Origin of the sequence: Haloferula sp. BvORR071 (assembly GCF_000739615.1) — a bacterium.
Classification (GTDB): Bacteria; Verrucomicrobiota; Verrucomicrobiia; order Verrucomicrobiales; family Akkermansiaceae; genus Haloferula.
Genome location: NZ_BATP01000047.1, coordinates 76,228 through 87,656 on the forward strand (window position 1 = coordinate 76,228; position 11,429 = coordinate 87,656).

Genomic DNA, 11,429 nt, shown 5'->3' on the forward strand with positions numbered 1-11,429 from the left:
AGGCGGCACTCACTTCGCCCTTCGTTTTCCGCCTCTCACCGTCCCACCCCATAAACCTCCGCCATCTTCTCCGCGGCGGCTCTCGCTTCCTCGCTGCCCCCGGGCCAATTCCGATAGAGTTTCACAAGCAGCTCGGCCCGATCCGCCCCCTCGGGCAAGGCAAACACGAGACGCTGCGCCTCCTCCGGGTTCGTGTAGATGGTTCGCTCTACGAGCACGCCCATCGCCACGCTGCGCGCCGGGCTCTCGGGCGTGGCGCTCAGCCAGCGGTTCGCAGCCTCGGGATCATCCCCCAGCCAACCATTGAAGACTTCTTGAATCGGTTTCCTCGCTTTGTCCGGCGGCAGCACCTTTGCCAGCCACTCCGACCATCGGCCGCGGTCTTCGTCCCGCACCCGATAGTAGCCGTCAGGGCCGAAACCATCTTCCGCGATGGTGACCAGTTCCTGGGCAGAGAAGTTCTGCGCCTCGATCCAAGCCATGGTCGGCTCGTAACCTTCCCGAGCGGTGCCGAAGGCCAGCGCCCTCATCATATTCGTCACCGGCTTCCACCGCGCCTCTGCCGGTTCAGTGGTGGTCGCGGTCCACTCGCGCAGGAGGATCAGGGCCTCCGTGCGTTGCTCGGGAGTGCGGGTGTATCCATGCTCTTGCAGCATGCTCGTGACCATCTCTGTGCTGTCCAAGCCGTATTCGCGGGCGAGTTCCATCGCGAGTCGCGGATTGCTACGAGATGTTCCGTAGATCACCGAGCGCGTGAAGTCCGGCAGGTTCTCTACTCCGGCATCCGGGCCGGGAGAATGTTCCCGCAACCACCTCAGCGCAGCTTGTGGCTCCTGCTCCGCCCACTGGCTCATGGCGTAGCTTAGCCAAACGCGGCGCATGGGCTTGCCCAGCGTGGACATGGCATCCAGGTCCGGCTTCTCCCACAAAAGCCCGAAGGCCGCCCGCGGATCCTTCGTGAGCAGCTTCGGGAAGACGTAAGCGATCAGATCTTCCCGCTGCCGGGTATCGATCTCGCCGGATGCCAGCACTTCGATGATCAAGATCCGCAACTGCTGCCCATCGAGCCGGACCACTTCATCCAAGCGCGAGATCATCTGCTCGCGCAGAGCCTTGTCCGGACGATTCAAGGCTGCGTCTTGCAGCGCCTCCATTTCCCGCACGTGCGCGATGAAGCTGGCCGCCACCCGCCGGCCCTCCGCCTCCGGATCCGGCCGCAGCGCGAGCTTGGCCGGCAGTGCGAGGCCCACGGCTTCTTGCCGGAAGCTGCTTTGCTCCGCCCGCTCCCGCAGTGCCGCCTGCTCCGCCTGCAGGGCTGCCAAGCGCCCCTGATCCCGCCACGCCGCGGCCAGCACCAGCGCCGATAGCACAAGCAGCGCCGCCGCAACCCTTCTGGCCGACTGCATGCGCTTCATCGCGACAAGCCCTCCTGAGCTTCGCTCCGCAAGGATTCGTCCGTGACCTTCTCAAGCATCCTCTGCGCGAGCTCGCGGCGATTACGGGAAAGGGGAGGCTGGAAGAAGGGCCGGAACACGGCGTCGCCATCTCCCGCCGCATGACGTTCCAGCGCGTATTCAGCCAGCTCCGCATAGTTCGCCGGAGTCAGGCTATTGCTTAGTGCTGCCGCGATCACTTTCGGCCTTTCCCCTGCTGTGTGCTCTTCCGTCCAAGCCCGCAGCGTCTCGATGTCTTTCAAGCCCGCAGGTCCGCTGCCGCTCCGCTCGAAGCGTCCTGCTTCCGCTAGTCCCCGGATGCAGGCTGCGATCTCATCCGGCCGCGCCTCGATCCGCTGGAGATAGTTCTCCAACTGCGCGTAGCTCAGGGTCTGCGACTTGTCGGTGTAAACGCGTCCCAGAAAGGTCCGCGCGATCGCGGCCTGACGGGAAGAATCCCCGAAGTGCTCGCGCAGGATTCCGGCGAAGGCTGCCTGATCTTCTTCCGGCAGTTCAAGCACCTCGAAGTCCTGGCGAAGCAGCAGGGTCCGCTCGCCCTCGGGCAGCGCTGCTGCGCGTCGGCTGGCGTCTTCCGGGTGGTCCCGCAGCAGCGCGTAGAAGAGCTCGCTGGCGGATCTCCTCGCTTCATTCCGCGCCTTGGAGTCGCCCTTCTTTTTCTCCGCAAAGAGGGCATCCACCCATTCTCCGGCAGACGCAGCATCCTTCTTCACCCACTCCTCAAGGATCACCTTGTAGCGCACTTGTTCCGGCCGGTCCTTCGCCATGCTACGCTCGATAGCCGCTCGGGGATCCTTCGCCGCCAGCGAGGCGTAGAGCGCATTGAACGCAAAGGTCATCTCGCCGACATCGTCATCGTGCATGAAGCTCGCCTTGACTACCAAGGCGTCCACCTCCGCCAGCGCTTCCAGCACTTGCTCCCGGTTCATGTCCCGGATCTGCTCCCGCAGAGCCAGGGAATCGTTGAGGTAGCGGAGTGATCCCTTCGGCGCGCCGACCTGTGCCAAGGCCGCCCCCACGGCCTTCCAGTCCACCGGCCGCTGGTCCAGCGCGGTGGGCAGCAGCGTCTTGGGCTTCGCGGCGGTACTCGCGGCGCCGCTGGCTAGCGTCATTTTCCCGGCCAGCGCCGCGTTCTCCTCTTCCAGCTTGCCGATCGCCAGCCGTTGGCTGGCGAACCACACGCCGCCGACCAGCAGCGCCACCAAGGGCACCGCGACCATCGATGATGCCTTCATGCCCATGCTGCTTAGGAAAAGTGATGTGCCGGTGGACGAAGATGCCGCTCCCGCGCTTGCCAATGCCGTCTTCGCAAAACCCGCCGCCAGCGGCAGTGCCGCCCCGGCCTGCGCCTCCGCCCCGAAGCCAGCCGCGAGGGTCGTCCCCAGCGAGGTCACCGTGATCCCGGCGAGCGACCCGCCACGCCGCAGGATCTGGGCCCGCAGCTTTTCCGAGGCCCGGTCGATCCGCTTTTGTGCCGCCTCCCGCGAGATCCCCAGCGCGGTGCCGACCTCCCGCACGCCGAGCGCCCGGTAGAAGCGCAGCAGCAGCGCCTCGCGGTCTTTCGCGGGCAGCGCCTCCAGTGACTCATCCAGCATCGGTTGCAGCGCCTGCCAGCGGTCTCCGGCCGAGAATGCGCCCGGACCCATGGAGGCGTGGAGCAGCTGACTCCGCTTCCGCTGCTCGCGCTGCGCGGTCCGCAGGAGATTGCGGGCCTGCAGCAGGGCCGTGCGATGCACCCAGCCGCCCAGCGAGGCACAGCCCAGAAGTTCCGGCGCCTTGCGCGCCAGCAGGATAAAGGTGAGCTGGGCCGCCTCCGCCGCCAAGGAGTCATCCCCACCGCAGCTCCGCCGCGCGGTCATTAGCGCCAAACCGGAGTAGCGCCGCACCAGCGCCCGGAATGCCGCCTCCCGCTGGCCTTCCAGCCAGTTCCGCAGGAGCTCCCCATCGGACGCCCCGGAAATTTCGGAATAAATCTCCATCGTTCGCACCAAAGTGTCCGGATCCAGCCCGGATGGGACAAAAATCTTCCGCGATGAGGAATCCGACGGGAACGCACCCAAGCGATGCTTGACTTGCAAGGCCTCGGGCAGCTACCCCGCCGCATGGCCAAGCTCTCGATCCGCGACCTCGACGTGAACGGAAAAGAAGTCCTCATGCGTGTGGACTTCAATGTCCCGCTGGACGGCAGCACCATCACCGATGACACCCGCATCCAGGCGGCCGTGCCCTCGATCCAGCATCTGCTCAAGGGCGGCGCCAAGCTGGTCCTCGCCTCCCACCTCGGCCGTCCCAAGGGCGGACCGGAGCCGAAATTCTCCCTCGCCCCCGCCGCCGCCCGCCTCGCCGAGATCCTCGGCCAGGAAGTTAAGCTGGCTCCGGACAGCATTGGCGAGGAAACCGCGGCCCTGCGCGCCGCCCTCCAGCCCGGCCAAGTCCTTCTCCTTGAGAACACCCGCTTCTACCCCGCGGAGGAGGCCAATGAGGCCGACTACGCCAAGGCTCTGGCTGGCAAGGCTGAGATCTACGTCAACGACGCCTTCGGCACCGCCCACCGCGCCCACGCTTCCACGGAAGGCGTGACCCACTTCATCCCCAAGAGCGCCATGGGCTTCCTGATGGAGCGCGAGCTGGAATACCTGGACGGCAAGCTCCAGAACCCCGAGCGCCCCTTCCTGGTGATCATGGGCGGCTCGAAGGTCTCCGATAAGATTCAGGTGATCTCCAAGATGATGGAAAAGGCCGATGCCTTCCTGATCGGCGGCGCGATGGCCAATACCTTCCGCAAGGCTCAGGGCTACAAGACCGGCAACAGCCGCGTGGAGGCCGACAAGCTGGACCTCGCGCTTGAGATCCTCGCCACCGCCAAGGCCAAGGGCGTGGAGTTCCTGCTGCCCGCCGACACCCGCGTGACCCAGGAATTCAAGGAAGGTGCCGAAACCAAGTGCACCGGCGCCTACGAAAAGGGCGGCGAGACCCCGGATGGCTGGGAAGGCATCGACATCGGCGACATCGCGATCGAGGAATTCGTCAAGGAAGTGGCCAAGGCCAAGACCATCATCTGGAACGGCCCGATGGGCGTGTTCGAGATCGATAGCTTCGGCAAGGGCACCAAGGCCGTGGCCGAGGCCATGGCCAAGGCCGACGCCGTGACCATCGTCGGCGGCGGCGATTCCGTGACCGCCGTGAACAAGTACGGCCTCGACGACGACATGACTTTCATCTCCACCGGCGGCGGCGCTTCGCTGGAATTGCTTGAAGGAAAGGTGCTTCCCGGCGTGGCCGCACTGACTGAGGCTTGACTTGGCCCGAATCCCGCTATTCATCCGCACCCATCAGTCCGCACATGTTCCGCAAGCCGATCTTTGCCGCCAACTGGAAGATGAACAAGGGGCCCTCCGAAACGGAGGACTTCGCCCGCAGCTTCCTCTCCAAGGTCCAGAACCGGACCTTTCCTTGCGATATCGTGATCGCACCGCCCTTCGTGTCCCTGACCAAGGCTGCGGAAATCATGGGGAATGTCTCCAGCATCGCCCTCGCGGCGCAGAATTGCTCGCAGTTTGACTCCGGTGCCTACACCGGTGAGGTCAGCGCGATGATGCTCAAGGAGTTCTTCGTGCACTACGTGATCCTCGGCCACAGCGAGCGTCGCGCGATCTACGGCGAGACCGATGAGGTGATCAACGCCAAGGTCCGCAAGGCCCGCGAGCTGAACATGAAGCCGATCTTCTGCATCGGCGAGACTCTCGAAGAGCGCGAAACCGGCCGTCTGGAGAAGGTTCTCCGCACCCAGGTCAGCGCTGGCCTCCAAGGCCTCACGGAGCGCGACCTGCTCGACACCGTGATCGCCTACGAGCCCGTCTGGGCCATCGGCACCGGCGTCACCGCCAGCGCCGCCCAAGCGCAGGAAGCCCACGCTTTCGTCCGCTCCCTCGTCGCCGAGCAATTCGGCAATGACAGCGCCGCGAAGATCCGCATCCAATACGGTGGCTCGGTCAAGCCGAGCAACGCCGCCGAGCTGATGGCCTGCCCGGACATCGACGGTGCCCTCATTGGTGGTGCCTCGCTGGAGCCGCAGAGCTTCCTGGATATCATCCAGAACGGGGCTCCGGGTTGATTTGGATTAGGAGAGCGGCTTTGCAAGCCGCTCTTCTCGTCTAGCTCTTCTGAATCAGCACCTCCCGCAGCAGCGGCGAATCTGCCAGATCCCCTGGTGAGACCACCGGCTCCTCCTGCGGCAGCTTGTCCTCGGAGCCGTAGCGCTCCTTGATCATGGCCTTCACTTCCTCGGATTCGAGGGCGTAGTCGCGGAAGTGACGGGTGGGGCAGAGCTCCACGCCAGCCTTCTTGTAGACCTTCCAGACCAGCTCGGAGCAGTAGAGGGTCTCATCGTCCCAGCGGAACTGCTTGTCGTAGTTCAGGCCGACTTGCTTGGCGCCCCACTCCCGGCCGGCGGCCATCGCTTCCGGACTGAGCTCCTGCTTCAGGCGGCGGACTTGGAAGGTTCCGGGCAGGCTGCGCTTCCGGAACTCGGCCAGCGGCGTGACCTTCACCGGCTGGGAGCCTCCAGCACCTTCCACTCGCCATTCTGCTCGAAGACCACCCCGCAATGCGTGAAGCGCGAGCCGGTCGCCTTGCGGACCGCCTCGGCTTGCTCGCCATTGCTGCTCTGGAAGACCACATCGCCGGTCTTCAAGGCGTAGTCGCCTTCTTCAATGGCATGGGCGAAAGGCGAGCTGAAGGCACAGGCTGCGGCCAATAGCGAAAAAGCGAAGCGACGGGGCATGATCGTGCTAGTTTACATCATTGCCGCCGCAGGCCAAACGGGAAGTCACGGCGCTTCCGGACTTGGCTGGATTGTTAAAATGTGTTAAAGGAACGACCGTGCCACCCAGAAAATCACCCGATCCCGCCGCCTATGTGGCGTTGGCTCTGCGCGTCGTGCTGGGCGGGTGGTTCGTGTATAGCGGCTACAAGAAGATCTTCGTGGCCGGGTTGAGTGAGTACACCCGTGCGGTGGCGAACTACAAGCTGGTCCACCCGCCGCTGGATGCAGTGGTGGCCTACACTGTCCCTTGGGTGGAGATCATTTCCGGGGCCCTCTTGGTGATCGGCTTGTGGAAACGCGGCGCACTCTGGGTCATGGCGGGCCTGGTGGCGGTCTTTGCCTTCGGCGTCGGCCACGCGTGGCATGAGAACCTCAATATCGCCTGCGGCTGCGACGGGAATTCGACCGGCCCAGCCATGAACTACTCCCTCAAGTTCCTGGAATTTGGCGCCTACTGGTTGGCCATCTTCTTCATCTGGATCCTCAGCCGGAAGGGGAATGACTATGTCTTCGGCGGTACCCGGCTGAAACTGCCCGGACAATGACGAATGCCGAATTCGTCATTCGGAAATTCTGAATCCGTCATTTCCACGCCACCCCCACGAACGGGGGGCTGGCACTTTCGTTCCTTGAGCAACCGGAGCCTGTCTTACAGGTTATCCCTCCATGCGCTGCCTGCCCCTCCTGCTGTCCTTCCTGATGGTCGCCGTCGCCCCGGCGCAAACCGCGGCGGTGCGGAAGGTGGTGCTCACGGGCAACAAGTCCGTCCACGAGAAGGCGGAGATGCTTGGCAAGAGCGCCTACAATTTCGATTCGCCGGATGCCTGGCTCTTCGTGGATGACCTGCCGCCAGCGAAGCTGATCTCCACCTACATGGACCGGCTGCTGGTGAACTACGAGCCGGCGGTGCTGAACGCGAACGTCCGCGTGGCACAGTATGAGTCCGGCTGCGTGGTGATCCCACAGGGACCGAAGTTCCCGGCGATGACCGTGTATGATGGCAAGTCGCTCAGCGGGCCATCGATGTCGCTGGAGTGCCACGTGAAGTACAACGACAGCAAGCTGGGCTCGATGAAGGGTGCGATCACATCCTTCAAGCTCAAGCATGGCTACATGGCTACGCTCGCGGAAAACGAGAACGGCAGCGGCTTCAGCAAGAACTACGTCGCGCAGGACCAGGACCTCGAGGTGAAGGATCTGGGCAAGGAGCTGGATGGCAAGGTCCGCTTCGTCCGCATCTTCCCCTGGCACTGGACCAGCAAGAAGGGCATCGCCGGTGACATCCATCAGAAGCTGAATGTCGGCTGGTACTACAATTGGAACCTCAACCAGAACTCCACCGCGGAGCTGGAGTATGTGCCGATCAAGCAGAAGAAGGACTGGCCGGGCCTCGATCAGGATTGGAAGGCGCGCGGCTCGACCCATCTGCTCGGCTTCAATGAACCGGACCGCCCGGACCAGGCGAAGATGACCACGGATGAAGCGATCGCCGCGTGGCCGCAGTTGCTGGCCACCGGCCTGCGGCTTGGCTCGCCCGCAGTGTCGGATGGCGGCTTGGGCTGGCTCTACGACTTCATGAAGAAGGCGGATGCGGCGAAGCTGCGCGTGGACTTCGTGGCGGTGCACTACTACCGCGCCGTCGCGGATCCAGGCGATGGCAAGGCAGCCGCGGCGCAGTTCTACAACTTCATCAAGGAGATCCACGAACGCACCGGCCGCCCGATCTGGATTACCGAGTGGAACAACGGCGCGAACTGGACCGGCGGCAAGGATCCGACCGAGAAGGACCAGGCGAAGGCCGTGGACGAGATGATCAAGATGCTCGACAAGACGCCCTTCGTGGAGCGTTACGCCCTCTACAACTGGGTCGAGGACGGCCGCATGGTGCAACGCAAGGACGGCTCGCTGACACCCGCGGGCGAGATCTACCGGGACAAGGTTTCGCCCCTGGCTTACAAGCAGGAGAAGTAGGGAGAGCGGCGTTGCAAGCCGCTGCGGCGGTCCTGGGCATTTAGGTCCAAGAAGGGACCGGGATGGATAGGATGAATGGGATAAGAATGAGGTGCCGGGTCATCCCAAGGTTACCAACAACGGACGGCCCCACTGGGAGCGCCGCGCTTTAGCCGGCTTGGATGGTCGAGCGAACTCATCATCAAAGCCTGCCTAATCTCCCCTTCAAAAGAGTGGTAACGTAAGAGACGGGACGGGCGGATAGCGCTGCCGCGGAGGATGAGTAAGCCAGATAGAGCGGGCCGTCGGGTACCGCTCGGCCGGCTAAAGACCGGCGCACCCAGTGGGCCGTCCTGTTTGTTGGACACGAGACGATGATGCTGCGGTCAGAACCAAACCTTGCCCGGAATCCGCGGCTCTATTCTATTGAAACGTGAATCGACGGTGCCGCCCATGAGACTTTCCTTATTCTTCATTCAAAGCCTCGCCGTCGTCTTCGCGCTCACGCACGATGCGAAGGCTGCGGTGCTCACCACCGCTGGCCAGCCTGCTGAACTCGATGTTCGTGTTGCCGGTGCCCGCGCGCTGCGCATCACGCTCAAGCCGCTGAGCTACACGAAGGATTTTCCCGAAGGTCCCTTGTTGCCGGAGCGTGCCTATCCGGAGCCAGTGCTGCGCTTGAAAGAGATCACGGCACCGGTGCAGGCATCTGCCGGAGATCTGAAGATCGAGGTGAGCAGCGAGCCTCTCACCCTCCGCGTCCGCCGCCCCCAAGGCGATCTCATCCAGGAACTCGTCTTCGATCCCGATGGCAATGTCCGCTTCCATCTCGATGACCAGCCGGTGCTCGGCCTCGGCGAGGGCGGACCGCTGCCGCCGAAGGACCGCGATTGGAAAAAGGAACCCGTTGAGTTCGACCGCCGCGGCCGTTTGGAAACGATGGAGCCGCGTTGGCAGTCCGATGCCTATGGTTCGCGCAATCCGGTGCCGCTGCTGGTGGGCACCGGTGGCTGGGGGCTCTTCTTCAGCTCGCCTTGGGGCCGCATCGATCTGAGCAAGCCGGAGCAGGGGAGCTTCCTGCCAATCGCGAAGCAGGACCCGGCGAAAATGCGCCAGAACTTCGGTGACCAAGGCAAGCAGCTCGGCAAGGGCATCCCGCCGATGGACAGCATGGTGCCGGGTCTGGTCGATCTCTTCGTCTTCGATGCCAAGGAGCCCGCGGCCTTCATGAAGGATGTCGCGGAGATCAGCGGGCCCGCGGTCATGCCGCCGAAGTGGGCGCTGGGCTACATGCAGTCCCACCGCACCCTGGAGGACGACAAGCAGATGCTCGGCATCGTCGATAGCTTCCGCGAGAAGAAGATCCCGCTCGATGCGGTCATCTACCTCGGCACCGGCTTCACGCCGCGCGGCTGGAACAAACCGCAGCCCTCCTTCGAGTTCAATCCGGAGGTCATGAAGCGTGATCCCGCCGAGTTCATCGCCGATGTCCATGCCCGCCATGCGAAAGTGGTGCTGCACATGGTGCCTTGGGATCGCAACAAGCTGCCGACCTTGCAGGGCAATATCCCGCCGCAGGAAGGCGAGGCCCGCGGGCCATCCCATTTGTTAGACTACTGGCAGCAGCACGAGCCCCTGGTGAAGATGGGCGTGGATGCCTGGTGGCCGGATGAAGGCGATTGGTTCGACCTCCACGAGCGCGTGAAGCGCCACCAGCTCTACTACCAAGGGCCGCTCTCGACCACGCCGGACCAGCGGCCTTGGAGCCTGCACCGCAATGGCTACCTTGGCATCGCGCGCTGGGGCGGCTGGGTCTGGTCGGGCGATACCCAATCGACCTGGAAGACGCTGGAAGCGCAGATCGCGGTCGGACTCAATCATTCGCTCAGCCTCTCGCCCTACTGGGGCTCGGATATCGCCGGCTTCCTCTCGACGACGGAACTGACCGGCGAACTCTACGCGCGCTGGTTCCAGTTCGCGGCCTTCTGTCCTTCCTTCCGCGCGCACGGCCGCACTTGGTGGACGCGTTTGCCCTGGGGCTGGGGCCTCGATCATCACGGCCCGATCGAGGACAAGACCCCGCCGGAACTCTCCGCGCTGAACAACCCGGCGATCGAGCCGATCGCCAAGCGCTATGCCGAGCTGCGCTACCAATTGCTCTCTTACAACTACACGCTGGCTTGGGAAGCGCGGGACAAGGGCCTGCCCTTCATGCGGGCCTTGTGGCTGCATTATCCGGAGGACCAGAAGGCCCGCGGGATCGGCAATGAATACCTGTGGGGGAGGGACCTCTTAGTCGCGCCGGTCTTCGAAAAGGGCGCCACCGCACGGGAGGTCTATCTGCCCGCCGGGACTTGGTATGATTGGTGGACCGGCGAGCGCCGCGAAGGTGGGGCGACGATCACGCGTCAGGTGGATCTCGCCACCATGCCGATTTTCGTTCGTGCGGGAGCAATCGTGCCGGTGGATCCGATCCGCCAATACACCGCGGAGAAAGTGGATGAGCCGCTGACCCTGCGGATCTACGAGGGCGCGGATGGCAGCGCGCGGATCTACGAGGATGATGGGGATAGCTTGGGCTATCTCAAGGGCGATGCGGCGCTTGCCGGGATCCGCTGGGACGACAAGGCGCGGAAGCTTACGATCCAGCCGGAGGATGCTGGGCGGTATGGGCGGAAGGTGGGGGAGAAGACGATTCGGTGCGAGTTGGTGCCTTCGGGGGAGGGGAAGAGCGTGAGCTACTCTGGGGAGTTGGTGGAGGTGGGGTTCTAGCCACGGGTTGAGTCATCCGATTGCGACAGTCGCGATCCAAAAGGAATCCATGAATCTGACCCCAATTTCGCTACCCTTTGCATCTCCGCCTTGGGCCTTGGCCGAACTCCACATTGAGCGCCAGGAATTGCGTGCCATGCTGGGGGAACCACATTTCGTCGAGACGGATTGGATGCGCACTTATGGTGGCGAGGAGGACCAGTGGGCGTTTGTGCTTCCATCCAGGCAATGGATTGGCGTGGTCCTGCGGGTGCCCTACGGGAGAGCGGTCCTTTACGGCGATCCTGCGGAATTGGTCCCGGTTCTATCGGCTCTTGAGCTGCGGGAGGGTGATCCGCGGCTGGGGCCCTACGCGGATCCTTTCATTGAGGGGCTTTGACCCAAGTGAAGTCAGCGGAATTCCACTCTGTTAGGTCGGGCCTTTCGCCCTG

The 11,429-nt window shown here is 63.7% G+C and carries 10 protein-coding genes; 6 read left to right on the plus strand and 4 right to left on the minus strand.

All coding sequences use genetic code 11. The features are described 5' to 3' along the window. Positions 1-35: 35 nt before the first annotated feature. Both BV071_RS24430 and BV071_RS24435 read right to left on the minus strand, forming a co-directional pair. The gene (locus BV071_RS24430) at positions 36-1,406 is read right to left on the minus strand and encodes a hypothetical protein (RefSeq protein ID WP_265594825.1); all 1,371 of its coding nucleotides are present in this window, start codon (positions 1,404-1,406) and stop codon (positions 36-38) included. Positions 1,407-1,411: 5 nt separating this feature from the next. Next, the gene (locus BV071_RS24435; RefSeq protein WP_035612737.1) at positions 1,412-3,430 is read right to left on the minus strand and encodes a sigma-70 family RNA polymerase sigma factor; all 2,019 of its coding nucleotides are present in this window, start codon (positions 3,428-3,430) and stop codon (positions 1,412-1,414) included. A gap of 123 nt (positions 3,431-3,553) precedes the next feature. Here BV071_RS24435 and BV071_RS24440 point away from each other — a divergent pair, with 123 nt between their 5' ends. Together BV071_RS24440 and tpiA are read left to right on the plus strand one after the other, a co-directional pair. Then, positions 3,554-4,750 carry a phosphoglycerate kinase gene (locus BV071_RS24440; protein ID WP_035612934.1) on the plus strand — a complete coding sequence of 399 codons (1,197 nt, stop codon included), beginning with the start codon at positions 3,554-3,556 and terminating at the stop codon, positions 4,748-4,750. 44 nt (positions 4,751-4,794) lie between these two features. Further along, positions 4,795-5,565, plus strand: a complete 771-nt coding sequence (gene tpiA / locus BV071_RS24445) for a triose-phosphate isomerase (protein ID WP_035612740.1) — start codon at positions 4,795-4,797, stop codon at positions 5,563-5,565. A 40-nt stretch (positions 5,566-5,605) separates the two neighbouring features. Here tpiA and BV071_RS35705 read toward each other — a convergent pair whose 3' ends face one another. Together BV071_RS35705 and BV071_RS35710 are read right to left on the minus strand one after the other, a co-directional pair. Continuing rightward, a complete protein-coding gene (locus BV071_RS35705; protein WP_052573845.1) occupies positions 5,606-6,001 on the minus strand; it encodes a YiiX/YebB-like N1pC/P60 family cysteine hydrolase in 396 nt (131 codons plus the stop codon). Continuing rightward, positions 5,998-6,234, minus strand: coding sequence for a hypothetical protein (locus BV071_RS35710; RefSeq protein ID WP_052573846.1), 237 nt, complete (start codon positions 6,232-6,234; stop codon positions 5,998-6,000). The genes BV071_RS35705 and BV071_RS35710 overlap by 4 nt, the downstream gene beginning before the upstream one ends. Positions 6,235-6,332: 98 nt before the next feature. On the opposite strand from BV071_RS35710, the gene BV071_RS24455 reads away from it, so the two are divergent. From BV071_RS24455 to BV071_RS24470, 4 genes are all read left to right on the plus strand, one after another. Then, on the plus strand, positions 6,333-6,821 hold the full coding sequence (locus BV071_RS24455; protein WP_265594827.1) for a DoxX family protein: 489 nt from the start codon (positions 6,333-6,335) through the stop codon (positions 6,819-6,821). A 121-nt stretch (positions 6,822-6,942) separates the two neighbouring features. Continuing rightward, the gene (locus BV071_RS33625) at positions 6,943-8,247 is read left to right on the plus strand and encodes a glycosyl hydrolase (protein ID WP_052573848.1); all 1,305 of its coding nucleotides are present in this window, start codon (positions 6,943-6,945) and stop codon (positions 8,245-8,247) included. A 432-nt stretch (positions 8,248-8,679) separates the two neighbouring features. Beyond that, a complete protein-coding gene (locus BV071_RS24465) occupies positions 8,680-10,998 on the plus strand; it encodes a TIM-barrel domain-containing protein (protein ID WP_052573849.1) in 2,319 nt (772 codons plus the stop codon). Positions 10,999-11,047: 49 nt separating this feature from the next. Then, complete coding sequence (locus BV071_RS24470) at positions 11,048-11,377, plus strand: hypothetical protein (RefSeq protein ID WP_265594828.1); 330 nt, start codon at positions 11,048-11,050, stop codon at positions 11,375-11,377. The last annotated feature ends 52 nt before the right edge of the window (positions 11,378-11,429 follow it).